Raw genomic sequence first — 22,046 nt, forward strand, 5'->3', positions numbered from 1 at the left:
CTTAGATTTGCCGGGAGAATTCACGCACATGAGGCCATATGGGGGCGATGTTGCCGAATTCTCCCTCGAATTCTTGATGCTATGCCCCAGGCCCGCTGAGCATATGCCCACTTGTCCCTCCGCGGGACCCGATTTCCCGGCGCTCGGCCTAGATTGGTGATGTAGCACTCAGAGAAAGGGTGTCCCACGTGACCCAGATCCCCGCCACCCAGCACGCGATCCAGTTCGTCGGCGTCGACGAGATCGTCCTCAACACCGAGAAACCCGTCGACGAGGTCGGCCCGCACCAGATGCTCCTCCAGGTGGAGGCCTGTGGCATCTGCTTCTCCGACACCAAGCTCCTTCACGCGTTCGACTCGCACCCCCGCAAGGCGGAGGTCGTCAGCGGCATCGACCTGGACGCACTCCCCGAGATCCCTTCCTACAAGCCCGGCCCGCAGCCCGTCGTTCCCGGCCACGAGCCTGTCGTGCGCGTGGTCAAGGCCGGCGACAAGGTCACGCACTTCAAGGTGGGCGACCGCCTCCTCGTGCAGGCCGATTGGAAGCACCTGCGCACACCCAAGTCCAACGGCGCGTTCGGCTACAACTTCGACGGCGCACTCCAGGAATACGCGCTGGTGGACGAGCGCTGCGTCGTGGCCCCCAACGGCGAAGAGTTCCTCATCCATGTGACCGACGGCCCGTCCGCCGCCGCCGTGGGCCTCATCGAACCCTGGGCCACCGTCGAAGGCTCCTACGCTTGGGCCGAGCGCAACCACCTCAAGGAGGGCGGACGGCTCCTGGTGATCACCGACGGCGAGACCAACGGGCTCGACGCGCTCACCGCCGCCAACGCTCCGGCCGAGACCGTGCAGGTCCCGCCGGGCGAGGTCGCCTCCGTCGAGGGCCAGGTCTTCGACGACATCATCTACTACGGCGCCGACGCCGACGTCATCGAGGCCACCGCCCCGCTGCTCGGCACCCGCGCCACCTACTGCCTGGTGCTCGGCGGGGAGAAGATCGCCCGCAAGGTGGGCCTCGACATCGGCCGTGTGCACTACGACTTCATCCGCTTCATCGGTACCACGGGCGACGACCCGGCGGATGGCTACGCCTGGGTGCCCGCCAACGGGGAGATCCGCGACGGCGACGACGTCGCGATCATCGGCGCCGCCGGCCCCATGGGCATGATGCACACCATCCGCGCCGTCACCTCCGGCTTCGCCGAGATCAAGGTCACCGGCACGGACCTGTCCGACGACAGGCTCGCGCACCTCGCCAAGACCGTCGACCCCATCGCCGCCGATCGCAACGTCCCGATCACCTACGTCAACACCGGCAATGAGGAACTGAAGCCCGGCTTCACGCACATCTCCTGCATGGTTCCGGTGGCCCCGCTGGTGGCGCAGGCCGTCGACCTCGCCGGAGAGGGCGCCATCCTCAACGCGTTCGCCGGCATCCCGGCGGGCACGCTGGGCGAGTTCGACCTGCAGGGCATCGTCGAGCGCCGCATCTTCATGCTGGGCACCTCCGGCTCGGACGTCTCCGACATGCGCACCGTGCTGCGCAAGATCGAGGAGGGCGTGATCGATACGCACATCTCCCTCGACGCGGTCACGGGCATGAAGGGCTTCCGCGACGCGATCGACTCGGTCATCAACCGCACCAGCGGCGGCAAGATCATGGTCTTCCCGATGCTGCACGACCTGGAACTCACCCGCCTGGTGGACATGGAGGAGAAGCTCCCCCATGTCGCCGCCAAGCTGAACAACGGCATCTGGACGAAGGAGGCCGAGCAGGCGCTGCTCGCCGGCAAGTAGCCGCTTGGGCCGAGGACCCGTCAGGTCCCTGAGCGTCGCGCCCCGCGCGGCGACGAAGGGCCCCCGCAGCATGTCCAGCACCTCAACCACCGCCCCGGTCGCCGTGGGGAAGGGGCCGGGTCCCCAGCGCCCTAGAGCATCAGCCCGGCACCTGTGGCCTCAGCGTCAAGGAGTGGCCGGGGGCGGGGGGGATGCAAGTACACGCGCCGAGCCCGGACCGCACCCAGGTAGTTGTTGCTCGGCAATGGCGAGCGTCCTCGGAGTACCCCGTCACCGGACACGACGGCAACAACAGCGGCCACGGTTTCGGCAACACCCCACACCACCCTCAGTGTTTGAAGCAGTGTCTGAGGGGGGCCTGAGAGGGTGGGTCGGGCGTTGCCGAAGACGGTCACCCCGACCATGGCTCAGAGTGGGCACTGTGTGACCGCCTTCGGCATGGGCGGCGAAGGCCCCCATCAGACACTGCGGCAGCAAGCTGTGGCTGAGGTGTCAGACATGCTCAGGGACCAAGGGTCAGTGGCCGCGTAGCTTCTCGATGGCGCGACGCTCGCGCTTCGTCGGGCGACCGGCGCCGCGGTCCCGCACCGCCACGCGACCCACCATCTCCGGAATGGGCGGGGGCCTCTCGGGTGTGCGGTCGATGTAGGCGGCCTGGGCGAGCGGGGCGCCGACGCGCTTGGCCAGCGACGGGTCCACCACCTCGAGGATCTTCTCCTCCTGGTCCTTCCGCACCCGGATCACCTGCCCGGCGACCACGGGCTGCGAGGCCTTCGGCAGCAGGTCGTTGACGCGCACGTGACCGCCGCGAACCGCCGTCGTGGCGAGCGAGCGCGTCTTGTAGATGCGCACCGCCCAGAGCCAAGCGTCGAGTCGGGTCATGGGAGCGATCCTACGCGCCCGCTACCGTTGTTTCATGAACAACAGCAGCATGAAGGCCGTCGTCACCGGCCACAGCAAGGGCCTCGGCGCCGCCCTCACCGCACAGCTTGAGGCCGACGGCTGGGACGTCCTGGGCGTGTCCCGTTCGGCAGGTGCGGGCGTGGACCTCGGGTCGCCGTCGGCGCTGACCGCATGGCTTGAATCCGGCGGACTCACCGGCTTCCTCGCCGATGCCACCGAGATCATCCTCATCAACAACGCCGGCTCTGTCGCCCCCATCGGATTCGTGGGCGCGCAGGACGCGAGCGCCATCGAGCGCTCCGTCAACCTCAACGTGACGGCCCCGCTGCTGCTCACCGATGCGGTCATCAGGCAGCGCCCCGCTGGCGTGCCCGTGCGGGTGGTACACATCAGCAGCGGCGCCGGGCGTCGCCCCTTCGAGACGTGGAGCACCTACTGCGCCACCAAGGCGGCCGTCGACATGCATGCGACCGCCCTCGCGGAAGAGGGCCTCGAGGGTGTGCGGATCTCCTCGATCGCTCCCGGCGTGGTGGACACCGGAATGCAGGAATCAATACGTGGCGCGGACTTCCCCGGCCGCGATCAGTTCCAGTCGATGAAGGACAACGGGCAGCTCAGCTCCCCGGACGATGCGGCGCGCAGCATCCTCGCGCTCCTGGCACGTGACGACTTCGGCACCAAGGTGCTCGCCGACGTCCGCGACGCCGGGTAGTCGATAGAAGTACCCTCGCGGAGGGCTCCCTGCGAGAATCCGGCAGGGTGCCCTCCGCGAGGGGTAAACCATCGACACCGGGCGGGAGGACCGAGCCGATCAGTCGGCGTCAACCGCTTTCTGCAGCTCGGCCTTGTTCATCTTCGAGCGACCCTCGATGTTCTTGCGCTTGGCCTCTTCATAGAGCTGATCGCGCGTGCGGCCGCCAGCGCCCTTGTGGGAGCGCAGCCCGCCGCGCCGGCTGGGCGGGATGTCCTCCCGCGACAGTTTGCTCGATTCCTTCGCCTCACCCTCCTGGGCGCGCACCTTGTTGACGGTGCGGGCGGCGATCTCCTCCGCGGTCTCCTCGCTCTCACCGCGCTCCTCAAGACCCTCCTTGATGTGCTCGTACTGCCGCTCGCGCTTCGCGCTCCATGCCTTCGGGGTCATCCGAACCACCTCCTTGGAGCTTCCAGGCTACGGCCCCTGGGCGCCGTGGGCCACCCCCCTCGGGGCCACTTCCCTCGCCCTTCGGGCGTCCCACTCGGGGGTGGTTGTCCTCTCGGCTGGGTGTCCCCCCTCGACAACGGGCGGGGTGTATCCGGCGAAAGGACAACTACCCCGCAGGAGCCTCGTTACCCACCTTGAAGTCCTCACGGTCGCGCCGCGACTCAGGCGTCAGTGCCCAGCGCACGATCGCCGTCGAGAACCGACCCAGCGGCCGGCCGATGAGCACGTCGAACCACCGCCCGGCGGGGAGCTTCAGCTCGCGGCGGGCCCAGGCGGGCAGCGTCGCGATCGCGCCTGCGGCCAACATCCAGTAGCCGGGGCGCGCGGGCCAGGGCACGGGCGGGGTCTTGAGGAGGAAGGCTACGGTGTCGAGCGCCGCCTCGGAGGCGTGCAGCTCGGGGCGGTACCTCTCGATGGCGGCGAGCAACTCGGCCTCCGTGCGGGGCAGATCGACGGCGCCCAGCAGCTCACCGACGGGCGCGGCCTGCGCCACGTACTCGTCGGTCTCGGCCTGCGTCAGCTTGCGTTCCCCGAAGCGCTGGTAGCTGGCCAGGAAGCTGTGCGTCTCGGCGATGTGCACCCACTCGAGGAGGTGCGGGTCCGAGGCGCGGTAGGGCGTGCCGTCGTCGGTCTTACCGCGGACGCGCTCGTGCACGGCGCGGATCTTGGCGATCAACGCCTCCGCCGACGGGATGGGGCCGTAGGTGGTCATGGCGATGAACTCGGAGGTGCGCTGCAGCCTGCCCCACGGGTCTGAGCGGTACCCGGAATGACCCGCGACACCGGCCATCGCGGCCGGGTGCAGAGCTTGGAGCAGCAGCGCGCGGATACCGCCTGCGTACATGGCGGCGTCCCCGTTGACGTGCCAGATGACGTCTTCGGGGCTGTGCCACCGCTCGCCGGGCGCGCCCCAGATGAGGAAGGCCTTGGCGTCGGCATCTTCCCCGGCCACCCGCGAGCGCAGTGTGCGCCCCAGGAGGCTGCGGATCGAGGCCACAGGATTGATCATCCATCCAGCGTACGTGGGCCCTACCTAGGGGTGTTCTTCGCCCCAACCCGCCGTCGGGCCGACGGAGCGGGACTAGAGTTGGCAGCATGAAGATCACTGACAACGGACCCAAACCCAACACGTTCGACATCGAAACCGCCACGCGTGAGAACACCAACTACCGCACGGTGGCGTGGACGGGTAAGTACTTCCAGGTCACGTTGATGTCGATTCCCGTCGGGGAGTCCATCGGCCTCGAGGTGCACCCGGAGACGGATCAGTTCCTCCGCATCGACGCCGGCAAGGGCAAGTGCGTGATGGGGCCGGAGAAAGACAAGCTCGATTACGAGCAGGAGGTTGAGGACGGTTGGTCCATCCAGGTGCCGGCAGGCACGTGGCACGACGTGCTCAACACCGGCGACGAGCCGCTGCAGCTGTACGTCGTCTACGCCCCCACGCACCACGCCCAGGGCAAGGTCCACGAGACCGCCGCCATGGCTGAGGCCGATGAAGAGGCCGGCAACGACGAGCCGCCCAGCTGGTCACACCAGCCGGCGCCCGACGTCGAGGACGAGTCCGCCTGAGTCGCTGACCGACGGCGGGTCGCCGTCGTTCCACCAGCCCCCCGCCGCCTTCGCGCCGGGGGGCTGTGACATCTCAGCCGACCTGGCGGGGACAGCGGCCTCATCAGCCACGTCGAGAAGAACGAGGTCGCCTGCCCTGATCAGGACTCGCGACCTCGTCTGGGAAGCGCTGATTAGTTCCCCGTTTCCTGAGTCGGGCGCCCGCACCCTGTCGCTTGTGCTGAGCCAGTCGCGAGGAACGAGCGACTGGTCGAAGTAAAGGACGGGCGAGTGTCGATTCGAGCCCTGGTCACGCTTAGCGCCCTTCGACCAGCCGCGGGCGCCTGGCTCAGGGACGCGATAATCAGCGCTTCCCCAGATTTGGCGGGAGAAAACTGCCATAAGCCTCTATACAGAGGGCATGCGGCTGTTTCCTCCCGCCACATCTCAGGCGGTCTGGCCTTCGTCCTTGCCCTTCCCGATCTCCTCAAAGAGCCAAGGTTTCGGCCCCAGGATCACGCGGCCTGACAGAGAAAGCAGGGGCCGGCCCGCTGGGGATCAGGTGTCAGACCGGCTGCGGGGTCTGGTCCCTGCTCGGCGCTCTGCACGGCGACGCTCGTACTGAGCATGCCTCCGCGCAGAGCGCCGAGCAGGTCGAAGTGAAGGGCGCCCGCAGCATGACCATGAACCTGACCACAGGGTCGACCAGCCAGACTCCAAGGAGGGGCCGGGGTCGGGGGGACGCACGTGCTTCTCCGGCACCGGACCTTCACCCAGGTCCCTAGTTGCCCAGCAACGGCAACCATCCAACACCCACCCCGACACCGGACACTCCGGCAACAACGCCGACAACGGTGTCGGCACAGAGCCCCGGCAGCAGAAACGGTCAAGCCGAGGGTGGGGGATGAAGGACGCGAGTTTCGAGGCCACGCCGAGAAGCGACAACCGAACGTCGCCGCTCATGCGTCAGGGCAACACTCGCGTCCGCCTTCCCCCAGCCTCGGCGGAACACCCCCGCAGTGGAACAGGTGACAGATCGGCTGCAGCAGTTTCGACACGGTCGTGGTCCTCGCATCCTTCGACCAGACGCGCTGCTCGTTCCTCGCAGGCGACTGGCTCAGGACACGCGCTCGGAGGCAACCGGCTCAACCAACGCGGGGCGTGACGCTCTGCCGCATTTTGATTAGCTAAGGTAATGAGCTACACTAACCTTCGGTCACACGAAAGGACACCGTGACGGACACCATCACCTCAACGCCCAGCGCTCCAGACATGCCCCTCGACAAGGCCACCCTCGCCAACGACCTGCGCCTCGCGTGCCAGCGCATCGCGCGCCGCGTGCGCTTCGAGTCGACCTCAGAGCTCCCACCCCACCTCTTCTCCGTGCTGGCCCGCGTCCATCGCGTCGGGCCGCAGACCCCCACGCAGCTCGCGGAACACGACCGCGTCAGCACGCCGTCGATGACCCGCACCCTCAACGCGCTGTGCGAGCGCGGCCTCGTCGAGAAGCAGCCGCACCCCAGCGACGGCAGGCAGGTGCTCATCACCGCTACCGCCGACGGCGCCGCCGTCGTGCAGGAGACCATCGCGCACCGCGACCTCTGGATGCTCACCCACATCGACTCCCTCGACGACAGCCACCTGGCGCTCTTGAGGAAGGCCGCTGATCTCCTGCTGGAGGTCTCGCATGCCTGAGCAGACCCGTTGGCGCATGTTCGCCTCGTTCGCGGTGCGCAACTACCGCTTCTTCTTCTTCGGCGCCCTGGTCAGCAACCTGGGCACCTGGATCCAGCGCATCGGCCAGGACTGGCTGGTCCTCACCGAGCTGACGGACAACTCCAGCACCGCACTGGGTATCGTCACGGCGCTGCAGTTCCTCGCGATCCCGCTGCTGGCCCCATACGCCGGCGCCGTGGTCGACAGGTTCGACAAGCGTCGCGTCCTCGCCGTGACCCAACTCATGCTCGCCGGCACGGCGCTGGGCCTCTGGGCGCTGGTGGCCACCGGCACCGTCCAGCTGTGGCACGTGTTCGTGTTCGCCTTCCTGACCGGCACCATCACCGCGTTCGACAACCCCGCGCGCCAGTCGTTCGTCTCCGAGATCGTGCCGCTGACGCTGCTGCCCAACGCCGTGGGGCTCAACTCCACGTCGTTCAACGGCGCCCGCCTCATCGGCCCCGGCCTGGCAGGGATCCTCGTCGCAGCCGTCGGGGTGGGCCCGACGCTGCTGATCAACGGCTTGAGCTTCTTCGCTTTCATCGGCGCGCTCGCGCTGATGCGCGCCGAGGAGCTCCACCCTGCGCCCCCGGTGAAGGCCCGCGGCGCCGCACGCGAAGGCCTGCGCTATCTGGCGGGGCGGCCCGATCTGCTGGTGGTGCTGGTGCTCGTGTTCGTGCTGGGCACCTTCGGCATGAACTTCCAGATCTTCAACGCCACCATGGCCACGGAGGTCTTCGGCGTCGGCGCCCGCGAGTTCGGCATGCTCGGCACCATCATGGCCATCGGCACGCTCGCCGGCGCCCTGATGGCCACGCGGCGCAGCAAGCCCAACCTCCGCACCGTCCTCGTGGCGCTGATGGGTTTTGCGGTGAGCACGTTCGCGTTGACGTTCTCCCCCAACTACACCGTCTACGCGCTGCTGCTCATCCCTTCGGGGTTCTTCGCCCTCACGGTGATGACGACGGCGAACGCGGCGGTCCAGCTGGCCACGGCCCCGGAGTTCCGCGGCCGCGTGATGGCGGTCTACATGGCGATCTTCATGGGCGGCACCCCGCTGGGCGCGCCGATGATCGGCTGGCTGGGCGAGGTGCTCGGGCCCCGCGCCTCCGTGCTGGTGGCGGCGCTGTCCACCGGCCTGGCCGCGCTGGGCGTGCTCGCCTACTTCATGGTGCACGACGGGCTACGGCTCAATATCGAGCGCGGTCGCCCGCTGCGCATCCGCGCCCGCACCCTCTCCGGCCGCCCGCTCTACGAGGGCGTGCGCTAACCGCAGCACCCCCAGTCGGACGCGGGTATCGTCGGCACATGGCTATCAGTGCGCTGGACCTTTTCAAGATCGGGGTGGGCCCGTCGTCGTCCCACACGATGGGGCCGATGCGTGCGGGCGCCCTCTTCTGCGCGGAGCTTCTCGAGGCGGTCACGGCCGACGATGTGGCGCGGCTGCGCGTCGACCTCTTCGGTTCGCTCGCGGCCACCGGGCTGGGACACGGGACGGACCGCGCCGTGGTGGCGGGCCTGCTGGGTTTCGAGCCGCAGCGCGTGGATCCCGACGCGATGCGCACCGCCGTCGACGCAGTGGTGCGTGGCGAGGGTCTGACGCTCGGGGACCACACCGTCGCGTTCGAGTGGGCCTCCGATCTGCTGTTCCACCACGAATCCAAACCCCACCACCCCAATGCCCTGACGATCACGGCCCTCGACGGGGAGGGCCGCGAGGTGGCCGCCAACACCTACTACTCGATCGGCGGCGGGTTCGTCGTCGACGAGGCGCAGGCGGAATCCGGCGAGACCGGGGTGCAGGACGTGGCCGTGGAGTTCCCGTTCGCCACCGCTGAGGAACTCCTCGCCCTCTGTTCCCGGCACGACCTCTCGGTGGCCCAGGTGGTGGCGCGCAACGAGTTGGCATGGCGCCCCGAGGCCGAGACCCGCGAGGCCCTGCTCGAGGTGTGGGAGGCGATGCAGAAGTGCGTGGAGAGGGGTACGCACCAGGAGGGCCAACTGCCCGGCGGGCTGCGGGTGCAGCGCCGGGCCCCGGAGTTGTACCGCCACCTCAGTTCCCGCGACGGCGCCCCCAACCTGATCACCCGCACCTTCTCCGCCATGGACTGGGTCAACCTCTACGCGCTGGCCGTCAATGAGGAGAACGCGGCCGGTGGATGCGTGGTGACCGCCCCGACGAACGGCGCCGCGGGCGTGATCCCGGCGGTGCTGCACTACTTCATGAAGTTCCAGCAGGGGGCCTCGGACGACGATGTGGTGGACTTCCTGCTGGCCGCCACCGCCGTCGGCATGCTGTTGAAGATGAACGCCTCCATCTCGGGCGCCGAGGTGGGGTGTCAGGGTGAGGTGGGTTCGGCCTGCGCGATGGCCGCCGCGGGCCTGGCGCAGGTGATGGGCGGCTCCCCCGCGCAGGTGGAGAACGCCGCGGAGGTGGGCCTCGAACACAACTTCGGCCTCACCTGCGACCCCATCGGCGGGCTCGTCCAGGTGCCGTGCATCGAGCGCAACGCCATGGCGTCGGTCAAGGCGATCAACGCTGCGCAGTTGGCGCTCAACGGCGACGGTCGGCACCGCGTCACGCTCGACCAGGCGATCCGCACGATGCGCGACACCGGCCGCGACATGCTCAGCAAGTACAAGGAGACCTCCGAGGGCGGCCTCGCCGTCGCCTTTATCGAGTGCTGACCCCGCCGCCCGGCCGTGAGCGCCGTGAGCAATTGGATAGGGTCACGCGCATTTTGAGGCGTTTTCCCCGGCGTGTCGCGCCGTGACCCTATCCAATTGCTCACGGTCCTCCCGGGCGACCCCAGGGAGGGCGACGGAGTGGTTGAGCGTTTCGCTCACCTCGGCCACCCATCCGTTCATGCCCGGAGTGCGCGGGTCTAGAGTGGGAGGCGACCCAGAGGAGGAACCCCGCTCATGCGCGTGCTCGTCACCGGTGGGGCCGGCTACATCGGCTCCCACACCACACTCGCCCTTCTGCAGGCCGGCCACGACGTTCTCGTGGTCGACGACCTGTCCAACAGCTCCGTCGAATCGCTGCGCCGCGTCGCCGATCTCGCCGGCCGCGAGGCCCAGTTCATCGAGGCCAACGTCCGCGACGAAGAGGCCCTCGACAGGGCCTTCGCCGATTTCCGGCCCGATTCCGTGATCCACTTCGCCGGCTGGAAGGCCGTGGGCGAATCCACCGAGATCCCGCTGACCTACTACCGCGAGAACATCGGCTCCACCATCACGCTGCTGGAGACCATGGCCAAGCACGGCTGCAACCGCATCGTGTTCTCCAGCTCCGCCACCGTCTACGGCGAGGAGTCCGAGCCCCCGTTCACGGAGAGCGCGCCCACCGGCGCCACCAACCCCTACGGTCGCACCAAGCACATGCTCGAGCAGATCCTCGAGGACGCGGCCGCCGCCAACCCGGGCCTGGCCGTGGGCATCCTGCGCTACTTCAACCCCATCGGCGCCCACGAGTCCGGCCGCATTGGCGAAGACCCGAAGGGCATCCCGAACAACCTGCTGCCGTTCGTGGCGCAGGTGGCGGCGGGCCGCCGCGATAAGCTGATGATCTTCGGCGACGACTACAACACACCCGACGGCACCGGCCGCCGCGACTACATCCACGTGGTCGACCTCGCCGCAGGTCACCTCGCCGCGCTGAACTACCTCACGGACCGCACCGGCTACCACGTCTGGAACCTGGGCACCGGCCAGCCGTCCTCCGTGCTGGAGATCGTGCACGCGTTCGAGGCCGCCGCCGGCCAGGAGATCCCGTACCGGATCGTCGCCCGCCGCCCTGGAGACGTGGCCGAAAGCTACGCCAACGTGGACAAGGCCCACGAGGAGCTGGGCTGGCGCGCGGAGAAGTCCGTGGCCGATGCCTGCGCCGACACCTACCGCTGGCAGTCCGAGAACCCCAACGGGTTCGCCGACGCCTGATCCCGCGAATTATCTCTACCGATTGAGGGGGCGGTGTGGATTATCCACACCGCCCCCTCATTTCGTAGCGATATTTCAGGAAGCGTCAACAACCCGCTCGCGGCGCCGCCCCTCCACGGAGGCGACCAGGGCCCCCACCAGCAGCGCGATCCCGGCGGGCAGCAGCGAGAACTGCAGCGCCATCTGGAACACGGAACCCACATACTCCGGTTGGCCGCTCGCCAGCGCGAACTCCGCCGTGCTCTGCCCCGCGTAGCCCAGCGTCATCAGTGCCGTGACCGTCGCCCAGGCCGCCAACCGCGGGCCGGTGCGCCAGCCGCACCTGCCGAGGGTCAACCCCATGAGCGCCGCCATCAGGAACGGCGTGTAGGACGCCACCAACGCGCCGGCATCCATCGAGGCCGCCATCGCCAGGCCGTTGAGCCAGTACATCCCAGGCAGGAACAGCAACCCCGCACCGACGGTGAACGCCACCGTGCTGCGCGAGGTCAGCAGCCAGAACACCAGCGCCGCGTAGAGCACGTAGACCACCAGCATCCCCGCGCCGACGGCGGTGGTGGGCCCGGCGGAACTGGGCCGGCCGGTAAGGAAGGTCACAGCAGGCACCACGAGCAGCAGCATGCCCACGGCCAGCACGAAGACGGCCGGCCGTGCCGGCACCTTCTGCCGCCGCCGGGCCCAGCGCAGGCCGAGCGCGGTGAACGCCGCCATCAAGACGAAGGCCGCGAACCTCGTCCAATGGTCGTAGCTGAAGATCTGCACGTCCAACCGGAAACCGTTGGTCAGCTCCGCCTGCTCGATGCCCTGCCGCACCGCGAAGGCCAGCAACGGCACCGTTCCCAACAGAAAGCCCGCCAGCCCGATGGCCAGCGACAACCACCCGCGGTCCTCGCCTCCGGGGGCCCACTCCTCGACGGAGACCTCGGCCGCCACCACCTCATCCTCCACGGCCTGCATGTCGGCTCCCCTCGTCGTTGATGCCAGGCTAGCCACGCGGGGCCCGGCTGTCGTCATACCGAGGTCGTTCCCCGCGAAACCACGGACGTCGTCACCCAAAGCCGTGACACGGAAGCTAAAGCCATTTAGCATGGGTCAGTAAGCAACGATGCTGACACCGGGAGCTCACACCATGGCCGCGAATCCTTCTCTCCCCCGACGACTCGGCGCACTCGCCGCCGGCCTCGCCCTCGCCGCGGGCGGGGTGGCGCTCACCGCCGGCGAGGCGCAGGCCGTGGACGTCTACATCACCGAAGGCACCCACCACGTCAACGGCCGCGTGTGGCGCACGGTCTGCGAGCCGTACTCCCAGACGGAGCGCTGCCGCACCGAGATCCAGGCCACCGTCGTGAAGTTCGAGGACGGCCGGTTCGTGCAGGTCAACGGCTGGGCCTTCAACAACCTCACATACAAGGCGAGCCCGCGCTCGCTCTGGAAGGGCAATCCGCTGGCCGCCGACGGCGTGCAGCGGGGCACCAGCCAGTGGACGGCCCTCGACGGACGCCAGTGGCGCACCGAGTGCGACACAGATGCCACCGGCTTCAACGGCTGCCGCTCCTACATCCAGGCCGACGTGATCGCGGCCACCCCCGCGGGCTACCAGTGGCAGCGCCAGTGGGTCTTCAACAACATGGTCCGCTTCTCGCCGGTTCCCGGCCAGCCCACGCCCACAGCCGCCCCCACCACTCCTGCACTCACCCCCGAGCCGACGGCGACCCCGGAGCCCACCGAGCCGACGTTCACGCCCACCCCGGGCGACCTGTCGTTCATCGACGACGACGCCCTGCGCCAGTGCGTCGATGAGCAAGTCCCCAGCGACGACCTCACCTCGCTCGACGTGCTCGTGTGCTCCGACGAAGGCGTCACCAGCCTCGAGGGCCTGCAGTACCTCACGTCCCTGACCGAGCTCGAGATCGACGACAACGCGGTGACCGACCTCACCCCGCTTGCCGACCTCACCACGCTCGACCTGCTGATCGCCGATTCGAACCGGATCACGAGCGTCGAGCCGCTCACCGATCTCACAGGGCTGTCGCTGCTGTACCTCCGCGACAACGACATCCACGAGGTCGCCCCGCTCTCGGGCCTCACCCAGCTCACCGACCTGGTGCTGGCAGACAACGACATCGCCGACGTCACACCGTTGGCGACGCTGACTCAACTCGTCTACCTGGAGATCGACGGCAACCGCGTCCCCAGCGCCACGCCGCTGCAGCAGATGAGCGCCATCAGCTACCTCACCGTCGGGGGCAACCCCCTCACCAACAGCGAGGTGCTGCAGGGGCTGGCCGACGGCGGGGTCTACGTCGACGTGCTCGGCTGACGCCGCCGCGGTCCGGCCTGGAATCAGGCCCGGATTCAGGCCTCGACGCGGCGCAGACCGGGCCGTTCGCCCGCCATCCACCGCTCGAGCCACTCCGCGAACACCGGCCCGGTGGGGCCGGTCACGGAACGACCGACGCCCGTGGCCCAGTCTGCCCGGAACTCCACCTCGCCCGAGGTGGGCCGGGGCTGCGCTGCGCGTAGCTCGCCGATCCGCTCGGACAGCAGCAGGGCCTCCGGCTTGGGGTCGCCGTCGGCCGTGAACAGCCCCAGCGTGTATTCGAGCACCGGGAAGTCCAGCAGGCTGCGGGCCACGTCGTGGCTGCACCACCAGGTGATCGCCTCCAGGCCGGGGGTGTCGAGCACGCCGTCGAGCACCGCGGAGACGAACGCCGGCGCCTCCTCGTCGGTGGCCTGCGAGCGCGGCACGCCCACCTCCTGGAGCCACACCGCGCGGCGGGGATCCGGGCTCCACGCCCGCGCCAGCTCGAGGAGGTACCGCGAGAACAGCGGCAGCGCCGGGTGCCCGGCCCCGAAGTGCGGCCCCACCTGCATGAACACCCACGCGTGCACCGTCGTGGAGGCCCCTTGCGTGACCGCGTGCCGCGGCGTGAACGGGTGCCGGTCGACGAACCACAGGTCGTCGTCGAAGCTGTGGTGGTGGCGCGCCGGCCAGGCCTGCTCGAGCGGATGCAGCACCGCCTCGAACCACGCGTCGATCTCCGACGGCGTGGCCTCCGAGATGACCGGGTGCCGGTGCGGATCATCCGGCGCGGCGAACTGGGCGAACTCGTTGCCGAGCGTCATGCCGGTCACGGCCGGGTGCCCCCGGAGGGCGTCGCCCAGCGCCGCCACCAGCGCCGCCTGCCCCGCCACTGCGACGGGGTTGGTGAACAGGTTGCGCTGATGCCACGTCACCACCCAACTGGGCAGGAAATCGTAGCTGGACAGGTGCCCGTTGAGGGCGTCGACGCTGACGTCGAGCCCGAATTCGCCGGCGATGTCGCACACGGTGAGCACGTCGTCGATCGCGGGCTTGCGGATCAGCCCGCGGTTGGGCTGCAGCAACGGCCACAGCGGGAAGATCCGCACGTGGTCGAGGCCCAGGCGGGCGAAGGACTCGAAGTCGCGGCGCACGTCGTCGGGGTTGAGGTCGAGCCAGGAGTGGAACCAGCCCACCCGCGGGGTGTAGTTGACGCCCACCTTCATGCCGCCACCACCCTCAGCGTGACCACCTGGAAGGGGCGCAGGGACAGCCGCGTCGGCGACACCAGCGCGCTGGCGGCCACCTGTTGGCCCTCCCTGCCGTCCAGTTCCTCCTCGTGCAGGTCCGTCTCCACCACGGAGGCGACCTCGAAGCTCGCCGTCACGGACGCCTCGGCCCGCGCGCCGTAGGGTTCGTAGAGCCGCACGATCACGTCACCGGAGCCGTCCTCGGCGAGCTTGACGGCCTCCACCAGCACCGGCCCGTCCACCGCGATGAGCGGCTCAACCGGTGAGCCGGTGCGCACCCTCGGGGGCAGGTTGGCCAGGTAGCCGTCGGCAACCGCGTCCTCGACGGTGGCGCCGGGCCGCACGGTGAAGTGGAAGGTGTGCTGCCCGATGTCCTGCCGCGGGTCCGGGAACCGGGATCCCTTCAGCAGCGACGCCCGCACCAGCGAGTACGTGCCGCCGCCCTCGCGGGAGTGCCGCGTGACGTCCCAGCCGTAGGTCTGCGCGTTGGCGAATGCCACCCCGTAGCCCTCCTCACCGACGTGCAGCCAGCGGTGGGCGTGGGTCTCGAAACGCTCGTGGTCCCAGGAGGTGTTGGTGTGCGTGGGCCTACGCAGGTGACCCATCTGGATCTCGGAGACGGCCGAATCGGTGTGCACGTCCACGGGCCAGGCCAGCTTCAGCAGCTTGTCGCGGTCTTCCCAGTCGACCGTCAGGTCCAGCCGGAGCCGGGGTTCACCGGGAAGCAGCGAGTACCGCACGCGGGCACCCACCCGCGGCACGGACACCTCGACGGCGCCCTCCCCCACCTCGGCGACCTCGCCTTCCAGCACCTCGACGGTGTTGTACGCCGTCGAATCGATGTCCCAGGCGTCCCACTGGTTGGGGAAGTCGACGTGCAGGTGCAGCTGACCCGCGGCCTGCCCGGGCGGGATCGATTCGCGCCCCGTGGCCAGGTCCACCAGCGACGTGACGCGCCCGGCCTCGTCCAGCACGGCACGCACCAGGCCGTTGTCGAGCACCGCGCCGCCGCCATCGGCACGCACCTCGACGCCGCCGTCGCGCCGCGCGACGCCCGCGCTGAGCGCGGCCACCCCGTCGATGGCGAGGGGGCCGGCGTTGAAGACCACCTCGTCCTCCCCGTCGCCGGCCAGCGCGGCCTGCGCCTCCTCGATGATGCCGAGCAGCTCCTCCGTGATGCGCTCGTGCCCGGCGATCACGTCGTCGTAGACCCACGAGATGCAGGTGCCGGGCAGGATGTCGTGGAACTGGTAGAGGCACACCTCGCGCCCCAGCTCGCCGAAGCGTGCCAGGGGATACTCCAGCAGGCTGCGGGCCGCGGCGGTCGCGGCCCACAGCTCTGCCTCGCGGAGGAGATGCTCGTTGCGGCGGTTGCCGCGCCTGACGGCCTGCACGGACGTGAACGTGCCGCGGTGCAGCTCCAGGTACAGCTCGCCCACCCACACCGACGGCGACTCGTGCGCCGCCAGCGCCCGCTGGTGGAACTCGCGCGGGGTGCCCACCTCGACGCGCGGCGAGCCCTCCAGGTCACGCACGCGCCGCGCCTCCTCCAGCATCTCCCGCGTGGGCCCGCCGCCGCCGTCGCCGTAGCCGAACGGCACCAGCGAGATGTCCGAGCGACCCTTGTCGCGGAAGTTGCGGGCCGCGTGCGCCATGTTCTCCGGGGACAGGTCCGAGCCGTAGGTGTCCGCCGGCGGGAAGTGCGTGAAGATGCGCGTGCCGTCGATGCCCTCCCACCAGAACGTGTGGTGCGGGAACTGGTTGACCTGGTTCCAGGAGATCTTCTGCGTCAGGAACCATTCGGCGCCGGCGAGCCGCGCCAACTGGGGGAGCCCGCCCGAGTAGCCGAAGGAGTCAGGCAGCCACACCTGCTCGCAGCCGCGCCCGAACGCCCTGCGGAAGTACTGCTGGCCGTAGAGGAACTGGCGGCACATCGCCTCGCCGCCGGGCAGGTTGGCGTCGGCCTCCACCCACATGCCGCCCACGGGCACGATCTGCCCCTTCTCGACGGCGTGCTGCAGCCGCTCGAACAGCTGGGGATGGTCCTCCTCCAGCCACGCCGAGTGCTGCGCCGCGGGGAACGCGAACCGGTGCTCCGGATAGGTCTCCAGCAGGTTGAGCTGGTTGGCGATGGTGCGCGCCACCTTGCGGCGGGTTTCGCGCAGCGGCCACAACCAGGCCGAGTCGATGTGGGCGTGGCCCACCGCCACCAGCGTGTGCGCCGAAGCCGCGGCGGGTGCGGCCAACACCTCCACGAGCTGCTCGCGCGCTGCCCCGGCGGTGGCCGGGATGTCGAACAGGTCGATGCGGTCCAGCGCCCGGTCGAGCGCCCTCCGGATCTCCCAACGCCGCGCCGAGTCCTCCGGCAGTTCGGCGGCCACTCCCTGCAGCGCCGTCATGTCGAGCGCCAGGGCGCGCACCTCGTCGTGCACCACCACCAGATCCGCGGCGCGCAACTCGTAGACCGGCCCGTCCCCTGCCGTGTCCTTGCGACCCAGCGGGGTCTCCATGAAGGGCGGGAAGTGCAGCACGACGGGGTTCGACGCGGCCTCGAGATAGAACTCCACCTCGCCGCCGTCGCCCTGCTCCACGGGGATCCACTTGTTCTTCGGGTTGTGGCCCTTGATCACGCTGCCGTCCGGCCGCAGCACCAGGCCCTCGCACTGGAAACCGGGCGACTCGTACTGCCCGCCCAGGTCGATGAACGCCTCGAGCCGGTCACCGCGGTGGCCCTCAGGCACGACGGCGCGGAAGCGCAGCCAGGTGGTGCCCCACGCCGGGCCCCACTTGTCGCCCACCTCCAACGGCTCGTAGCTCAGCGAGAGGCCCTCGGCCAGCGGCACAGGTTCGCCCTGCCCCACCACCCCGTCGGGATCCGTCAGGGGGGCTGCAGCCACCTCAAGTTGGGAGACGACGGAGGTCTGGGCCGGACGGATTCTCTCGTCGAGCCAGCGGGCGACCCTGCCGTCCAGAATGGCTGCGTTGTCGTGCACGGCGCACCTTTCGATTATCGTGTGAAAATCTGCAGCATTGCGGATTTCGTCACCATCCTAATGCGGTTTAGTTAGGCTAACAAGAACTACCACTGACTGGAAGAAATCACGCCCATGGCCCGGCCCACCATCAAAGACATCTCCCGCATCGCCGGCGTATCGCCGACGGCGGTGTCCTTCGCGCTCAACGACCGCCCCGGAGTCTCCGACGCCACGCGGGCGCGCATCGAGCAGGTGGCCCGGGAACTGGGCTGGCAGCGCAGCGTCGCCGCCGCCGCGCTCTCGGCCGGCCGCGCCCAAGCCATCGGCCTGATCATCGCGCGGCCCACCAGTTCGTTCACCGGCGAGCGTTTCTTCATGTTCCTGCTGGCGGGCATCGAACAGGTGCTCACGTCGCGCTCGCTGGCGCTCGTGCTGCAATTCGTCGACACCCCTGAACAGGAGTTGGAGGCCTACCGGCAGTGGCACTTCGAATGCCGCGTCGACGGGGTGGTGCTGATCGATCCACGCGCCGACGACCCGCGCCCGGCCATGCTGCAGGAACTGGGGCTGCCCGCGGTGTTCCTCGGTGCCCAACGCGAGACCGAGCTGCCGGGGGTGCGCGTCGACGACGCGGCGGCCATGCGGATACTCGTCGACCACTTCCACGAGCAGGGCCACCAACGCCTGGCCCACGTCCCCGGCACCGCGGATTTGGTGCACACGCAGGAACGCGTGGCGGCCTTCGCTGCCCGCTGCGGGGAGCTGGGCATCGAGGTGTGCCCGGTGGAGGCCACCGACTACACAGAGGCCGCCGGCCGGGCCGCCACCCGCGGGCTGCTCTCGCTGCCCACGCCGCCCACCGGGATCATCTACGACAACGAGGTACTCACCTTGGGCGGCCTCACCGCGATCGCGTCGCTGGGCGTGAAGGTGCCCGACGAGGTGGCGGTGGCGTCGTTCGAGGATTCACCGCTGTGCCGCATGGTGCAGCCGCCGGTCACCGCGCTGAAGCGCGACCCCTCGGAGCTGGGTGCTCACGCGACGAAGCTGCTGCTCGACGTGCTGGACGGAAAGGACTCCAGCGGGGTCGTGGAGCCGGCGCCCCGGCTCGAGGTCCGCGGATCCACGCAACGCGCCTGAGCATCCTCAGCCCTTCACCCCGCCGGATTCCACGCCGCGGAAGAACACCCGCTGCATGAAGGCGAACACGATGATGATGGGCACCAGGGCGATGACGGTGCCGGCGGCGATGACGCGCGGGTCCGCGCTGAAGGTGGACTGCAGGTAGCTCATCCCGACGGTGAGCGTGTACTTGGCGGGATCGCTCAGCACGATCAGCGGCCACAGGAAGTCGTCCCAGGCGCCGATGAAGGAGAACACGGCCACCACGGAGGCCATGCCGCGCACGTTGGGCCACACCACGTGGCGGATGCGCTGCCAGGTGTTGGCGCCGTCGACGATGGCGGCGTCGAGCACGGATTCCGGCACGCCCCGGCAGGCCGTCCACATCAACAGCACGTTGATGGCGCCGACGATGGTGGGCAGCGCCACGCCGGCCAGGGTGTTGGCCAGGCCGAGGGACTGGATGATGAGGTACTGGCTCATGAGGGTGACCTCGCCGGGCAGCAGCAGCACCGAGAGCAGGATGGCCATCACGACGGCCTTGCCGCGGAAGCGGATGCAGCCCAGGGCGTAGCCGGCGAGGGTGGCGAAGATGAGGTTGCCGAGCACCACGGCGACGGCGACCAGCAGCGAGTGCCAGGCGTACTGGTAGATGGGGATGACGTCGGCGACGCGGCCGTACGCATCCAGCGTGGGCTCCTGAGGCAGCAGGTTGGCGCCGTAGATGTCCTCGGTGCGGCTCTTGAGCGAGGTGCTCAACTGCCACAGGAACGGGCCGACGGACACGGCCATCACCAGCAGGAGGAGCAGGTAGCGCACGACGAGCCCGCCGAAGGTGGGGCGGCTCGGGTCGAATGCGCTGGCCGAGCGCCAGGGGCGCTGCCTGGTCTGGGTGCTCATTTCGCGGCCACCGCCTTCTTGGGCCCGCGGTTGCCGGCGTGGTTGACCCAGCCGATGAAGGCCAGCGGGACGAGCGTCAGGAAGAACAGCACCACGGAGATGGCCGACGAGTAGCCCAGGTTTCCGCTCAGGCCGGTGCCCACCTGACGGATCAGCATCACGATGGAGGAACTCTCGCCGCCGGGGCCGCCGGTGCCCTTGGTGAGCATGTAGAGCTCGGAGAACACGCGCATGGCCGAGACGCTGATCAGCGCCATGATCAGCAGCATCGCGCCCCGGACGCCGGGAATGGTGACGTGGAGGAAGCGCTTGAAGGCGCTGGCGCCGTCGAGCGCGGCCGCCTCGTGCAGTTCGTCGTTGACGTTGGCCAGCGCGGCCAGATACACCACCATGTAGTAGCCGAGGCCGCGCCACACCGTCAGCCCGATGGAGACCGCCAGCAGCTTCCAGCGGTCCACCAGGAACGGGATGGGCGAGTCGATGGCGCCCATGGCCGTCAGGGCGTAGTTGATGATGCCGCGGGAGTCGAACATCCAGCTCCACACCAGCGACACGGCCACCACCGAGGCGATCACGGGGAAGTAGGCCACCGTGCGGAAGAAGCCCATGCCGGGGATGGCGCGCTGCATGAGCAGGGCCATCCCCAGCGGGAGCAGCGTCAGGAGGGGAACGCACCCCAGCACGTAGAGGAACGTGGTCTGCATCGCCTTCCAGAACTGGGGGTCATCCACCAGTTGCCGGTAGTTCTGCAGCCCAGTGAAGGTCCCACCGCGCAACGGGCGCGCATTGGTGAAGGACAGCAACACCGTGTTGAAGAACGGGTACAGCGCGAACACCACGGTCCAGATGACGGCAGGCGCCACCAGCAGCCAGGGTGTGTACCACTTGTGAGTTCTCATGATGGGGTGCGATCAGCCTCAGGCGATGTTGTCGTTGCAGTACTTGACGGCCGCGTCGAGGGCTTCCTTGGCCGTGATGTCGCCGCGCATCGCGGAGGTGAACTGCTGGCCGACGTAGGTCTTCATCGCGTCGGTGTACTGCACCGGCTCCTGGATCTGCGCCGTCTGCATCTGCTCGGCGAGCATGTCAGCGGCTTCCTTCATCTTGGGATCCTCGATCACGCTGGTGAAGGAATCCGGGTTCTCGTTGCCCTCCTTGATGCCGGGCAGGAAGCCCTGCGCCAGCTTGACGAACTCCACCTGGTTCTCGTTGTTGGTGGAGTACTGCGCAAACGCCAGGGCGAGCTCGGGGTTGTCGGACTCAGCCGCGACGGAGACGCCCTGCACGAACAGCGGCGGGGTGCCGATGCGAGGCGAGGCGACGGCGGACTCGGCGATGGTGGGGTTGTTCTCGGCCAGGTTGACGGGGAAGCTCGCCGAGCCGGTGGTCCAGGCCACCTTGCCCTGCATGAACAGCTCCGAGTTGCCCAGGTAGCTGTCGGCCAGCACCTCCGGCGGCATGGCCTTCTTCTGGTAGAGGTCGACGTAGCGCTGCAGCACGGCGACGCCCTCGTCGGTGTTGAAGACGAACTTGCCGTCCTTGAACAGCTCGACGTCCGCGGCGGCGAGATCTGCCAGCGCGGGCGGGCTGGAGAGCAGCGGCATCTGGCCGTTGGACTTCTCCGCCATGGTCTCCGCCGCGGCGAAGAGCTCATCCATCGTGCTGGGCAGCTTGTCCTTGTCCAGGCCGTACTCGTCGAACGCGGCGGTGTTCCACCAGTTGAGGTCCGTGCCGAGGTACCAGGGGTAGCCGTAGGTGCCCTCCACGTCGTCGTACTCATAGGCCGAGATGCCGCCGTCGGTGTAGAGCTCGATGGCCTCGGGATCCGCCTTGCGCAGATCGACGACCTTGCCCGCCTTGGCCAGCTGGTAGGCCATGCCCTGCGGGATGTTGACCACATCCGGCAGGTCGCCGGCGGTGACCTGCTGCATGATCTTGTCCTCGTAGCCGTCGCCCGGCTGGTCGACCCAGTTGATCTTCGTGCCGGGATGCTCCGCCTCGAAATCGGCCACCAGCTTCTCGAAGTAGGGGGTGAACTTTTCGTTCTTCAGGGACCACGTCTGGTAGGTGATCTCACCGGAGAGCTCGCCGCTGGCGGCCGCGCTCGTCGCGTCACCGGTGGCCGGATCCGCCGGCGCCCGGGTCTCGGTCTCTGCGGGATTCAATCCGCACGCGGATAGGCCCAACGCCAGGGCTGCGGCGATCGATGTCGCCAGGAGGCGACGGCTGGAAGTCTGCATTGGCTTCTCCTTTGAAGTGGTAACTAATGCGCTTTAGTGAACAGTAGCGCGCTCCGCGGGCCAGCGCTAGAGAGAGGTCTACGCAAATGTGTTTGGATCGAACAACTCGCCTCCCCCACGCAAGCGCAACGGGCTGTGAACGTTAACT

At 68.8% G+C, this 22,046-nt stretch carries 18 protein-coding genes; 9 read left to right on the forward strand and 9 right to left on the reverse strand.

The window, feature by feature from the left end:
* The first annotated feature begins 188 nt into the window (after positions 1–188).
* Complete coding sequence (locus BN1186_RS09335) at positions 189–1,799, forward strand: alcohol dehydrogenase catalytic domain-containing protein (RefSeq protein WP_040283737.1); 1,611 nt, start codon at positions 189–191, stop codon at positions 1,797–1,799.
* 516 nt (positions 1,800–2,315) lie between these two features.
* On the opposite strand, the gene BN1186_RS09340 is transcribed toward BN1186_RS09335, so the two are convergent.
* Positions 2,316–2,681, reverse strand: coding sequence for an RNA-binding S4 domain-containing protein (locus BN1186_RS09340; protein ID WP_040283738.1), 366 nt, complete (start codon positions 2,679–2,681; stop codon positions 2,316–2,318).
* A gap of 34 nt (positions 2,682–2,715) precedes the next feature.
* Between BN1186_RS09340 and BN1186_RS09345 the strand changes: the two genes are divergently transcribed.
* On the forward strand, positions 2,716–3,414 hold the full coding sequence (locus BN1186_RS09345; protein ID WP_052459994.1) for an SDR family NAD(P)-dependent oxidoreductase: 699 nt from the start codon (positions 2,716–2,718) through the stop codon (positions 3,412–3,414).
* Positions 3,415–3,513: 99 nt separating this feature from the next.
* Here BN1186_RS09345 and BN1186_RS09350 read toward each other — a convergent pair whose 3' ends face one another.
* Both BN1186_RS09350 and BN1186_RS09355 read right to left on the reverse strand, forming a co-directional pair.
* Positions 3,514–3,843 carry a hypothetical protein gene (locus BN1186_RS09350; RefSeq protein WP_040283739.1) on the reverse strand — a complete coding sequence of 110 codons (330 nt, stop codon included), beginning with the start codon at positions 3,841–3,843 and terminating at the stop codon, positions 3,514–3,516.
* Positions 3,844–4,009: 166 nt separating this feature from the next.
* Positions 4,010–4,912: an oxygenase MpaB family protein gene (locus BN1186_RS09355; protein WP_052459995.1), complete on the reverse strand. Its 903-nt coding sequence runs from the start codon at positions 4,910–4,912 to the stop codon at positions 4,010–4,012.
* Between the two features lie 86 nt (positions 4,913–4,998).
* On the opposite strand from BN1186_RS09355, the gene BN1186_RS09360 reads away from it, so the two are divergent.
* The 5 genes from BN1186_RS09360 (at position 4,999) to galE (ending at position 11,109) form a co-directional block, all read left to right on the forward strand.
* The gene (locus BN1186_RS09360) at positions 4,999–5,475 is read left to right on the forward strand and encodes a cupin domain-containing protein (protein ID WP_040283740.1); all 477 of its coding nucleotides are present in this window, start codon (positions 4,999–5,001) and stop codon (positions 5,473–5,475) included.
* Positions 5,476–6,687: 1,212 nt separating this feature from the next.
* Positions 6,688–7,149, forward strand: coding sequence for a MarR family winged helix-turn-helix transcriptional regulator (locus tag BN1186_RS09365; protein ID WP_218975445.1), 462 nt, complete (start codon positions 6,688–6,690; stop codon positions 7,147–7,149).
* The gene (locus BN1186_RS09370) at positions 7,142–8,440 is read left to right on the forward strand and encodes an MFS transporter (RefSeq protein WP_052459996.1); all 1,299 of its coding nucleotides are present in this window, start codon (positions 7,142–7,144) and stop codon (positions 8,438–8,440) included. Before BN1186_RS09365 ends, BN1186_RS09370 begins: the two co-directional genes overlap by 8 nt.
* Before the next feature lie 38 nt (positions 8,441–8,478).
* A complete protein-coding gene (locus tag BN1186_RS09375) occupies positions 8,479–9,858 on the forward strand; it encodes an L-serine ammonia-lyase (protein ID WP_040284003.1) in 1,380 nt (459 codons plus the stop codon).
* A 234-nt stretch (positions 9,859–10,092) separates the two neighbouring features.
* Complete coding sequence (galE, locus tag BN1186_RS09380) at positions 10,093–11,109, forward strand: UDP-glucose 4-epimerase GalE (protein ID WP_040283742.1); 1,017 nt, start codon at positions 10,093–10,095, stop codon at positions 11,107–11,109.
* Positions 11,110–11,184: 75 nt separating this feature from the next.
* Here galE and BN1186_RS09385 read toward each other — a convergent pair whose 3' ends face one another.
* Positions 11,185–12,066 carry a hypothetical protein gene (locus BN1186_RS09385; RefSeq protein ID WP_040283743.1) on the reverse strand — a complete coding sequence of 294 codons (882 nt, stop codon included), beginning with the start codon at positions 12,064–12,066 and terminating at the stop codon, positions 11,185–11,187.
* A 172-nt stretch (positions 12,067–12,238) separates the two neighbouring features.
* On the opposite strand from BN1186_RS09385, the gene BN1186_RS09390 reads away from it, so the two are divergent.
* Positions 12,239–13,429: a leucine-rich repeat domain-containing protein gene (locus BN1186_RS09390; RefSeq protein ID WP_052459997.1), complete on the forward strand. Its 1,191-nt coding sequence runs from the start codon at positions 12,239–12,241 to the stop codon at positions 13,427–13,429.
* A 35-nt stretch (positions 13,430–13,464) separates the two neighbouring features.
* Here the strand turns inward: BN1186_RS09390 and BN1186_RS09395 are convergent, their stop codons facing one another.
* Together BN1186_RS09395 and BN1186_RS09400 are read right to left on the reverse strand one after the other, a co-directional pair.
* On the reverse strand, positions 13,465–14,637 hold the full coding sequence (locus tag BN1186_RS09395; protein WP_040283744.1) for a glycoside hydrolase 5 family protein: 1,173 nt from the start codon (positions 14,635–14,637) through the stop codon (positions 13,465–13,467).
* Positions 14,634–17,654, reverse strand: a complete 3,021-nt coding sequence (locus BN1186_RS09400) for an alpha-mannosidase (protein WP_040283745.1) — start codon at positions 17,652–17,654, stop codon at positions 14,634–14,636. Before BN1186_RS09400 ends, BN1186_RS09395 begins: the two co-directional genes overlap by 4 nt.
* Positions 17,655–17,768: 114 nt before the next feature.
* Here BN1186_RS09400 and BN1186_RS09405 point away from each other — a divergent pair, with 114 nt between their 5' ends.
* Positions 17,769–18,776, forward strand: coding sequence for a LacI family DNA-binding transcriptional regulator (locus BN1186_RS09405; protein ID WP_040283746.1), 1,008 nt, complete (start codon positions 17,769–17,771; stop codon positions 18,774–18,776).
* A 6-nt stretch (positions 18,777–18,782) separates the two neighbouring features.
* Here BN1186_RS09405 and BN1186_RS09410 read toward each other — a convergent pair whose 3' ends face one another.
* The 3 genes from BN1186_RS09410 to BN1186_RS09420 are packed head-to-tail and all read right to left on the reverse strand — an operon-like array spanning position 18,783 to position 21,898.
* The gene (locus tag BN1186_RS09410; protein WP_040283747.1) at positions 18,783–19,658 is read right to left on the reverse strand and encodes a carbohydrate ABC transporter permease; all 876 of its coding nucleotides are present in this window, start codon (positions 19,656–19,658) and stop codon (positions 18,783–18,785) included.
* Complete coding sequence (locus tag BN1186_RS09415) at positions 19,655–20,557, reverse strand: ABC transporter permease subunit (protein ID WP_040283748.1); 903 nt, start codon at positions 20,555–20,557, stop codon at positions 19,655–19,657. Before BN1186_RS09415 ends, BN1186_RS09410 begins: the two co-directional genes overlap by 4 nt.
* Positions 20,558–20,575: 18 nt before the next feature.
* Positions 20,576–21,898 carry an ABC transporter substrate-binding protein gene (locus BN1186_RS09420; RefSeq protein WP_040283749.1) on the reverse strand — a complete coding sequence of 441 codons (1,323 nt, stop codon included), beginning with the start codon at positions 21,896–21,898 and terminating at the stop codon, positions 20,576–20,578.
* Positions 21,899–22,046 lie beyond the last annotated feature (148 nt).

It is taken from the genome of Tessaracoccus massiliensis, assembly GCF_000826065.2.
GTDB classification, from domain to species: domain Bacteria; phylum Actinomycetota; class Actinomycetes; order Propionibacteriales; family Propionibacteriaceae; genus Arachnia; species Arachnia massiliensis_A.

What these genes read in the sequence shown, in the direction of transcription:
- BN1186_RS09340 (WP_040283738.1), bottom strand. Translation starts at nt 2,681, where the DNA reads ATGACCCGACTCGACGCTTGGCTCTGGGCGGTGCGCATCTACAAGACG.
- BN1186_RS09345 (WP_052459994.1), top strand. Translation starts at nt 2,716, where the DNA reads ATGAACAACAGCAGCATGAAGGCCGTCGTCACCGGCCACAGCAAGGGC.
- BN1186_RS09350 (WP_040283739.1), bottom strand. Translation starts at nt 3,843, where the DNA reads ATGACCCCGAAGGCATGGAGCGCGAAGCGCGAGCGGCAGTACGAGCAC.
- BN1186_RS09355 (WP_052459995.1), bottom strand. Translation starts at nt 4,912, where the DNA reads ATGATCAATCCTGTGGCCTCGATCCGCAGCCTCCTGGGGCGCACACTG.
- BN1186_RS09360 (WP_040283740.1), top strand. Translation starts at nt 4,999, where the DNA reads ATGAAGATCACTGACAACGGACCCAAACCCAACACGTTCGACATCGAA.
- BN1186_RS09370 (WP_052459996.1), top strand. Translation starts at nt 7,142, where the DNA reads ATGCCTGAGCAGACCCGTTGGCGCATGTTCGCCTCGTTCGCGGTGCGC.
- BN1186_RS09375 (WP_040284003.1), top strand. Translation starts at nt 8,479, where the DNA reads ATGGCTATCAGTGCGCTGGACCTTTTCAAGATCGGGGTGGGCCCGTCG.
- galE (WP_040283742.1), top strand. Translation starts at nt 10,093, where the DNA reads ATGCGCGTGCTCGTCACCGGTGGGGCCGGCTACATCGGCTCCCACACC.
- BN1186_RS09385 (WP_040283743.1), bottom strand. Translation starts at nt 12,066, where the DNA reads ATGCAGGCCGTGGAGGATGAGGTGGTGGCGGCCGAGGTCTCCGTCGAG.
- BN1186_RS09390 (WP_052459997.1), top strand. Translation starts at nt 12,239, where the DNA reads ATGGCCGCGAATCCTTCTCTCCCCCGACGACTCGGCGCACTCGCCGCC.
- BN1186_RS09395 (WP_040283744.1), bottom strand. Translation starts at nt 14,637, where the DNA reads ATGAAGGTGGGCGTCAACTACACCCCGCGGGTGGGCTGGTTCCACTCC.
- BN1186_RS09405 (WP_040283746.1), top strand. Translation starts at nt 17,769, where the DNA reads ATGGCCCGGCCCACCATCAAAGACATCTCCCGCATCGCCGGCGTATCG.
- BN1186_RS09410 (WP_040283747.1), bottom strand. Translation starts at nt 19,658, where the DNA reads ATGAGCACCCAGACCAGGCAGCGCCCCTGGCGCTCGGCCAGCGCATTC.
- BN1186_RS09415 (WP_040283748.1), bottom strand. Translation starts at nt 20,557, where the DNA reads ATGAGAACTCACAAGTGGTACACACCCTGGCTGCTGGTGGCGCCTGCC.
- BN1186_RS09420 (WP_040283749.1), bottom strand. Translation starts at nt 21,898, where the DNA reads ATGCAGACTTCCAGCCGTCGCCTCCTGGCGACATCGATCGCCGCAGCC.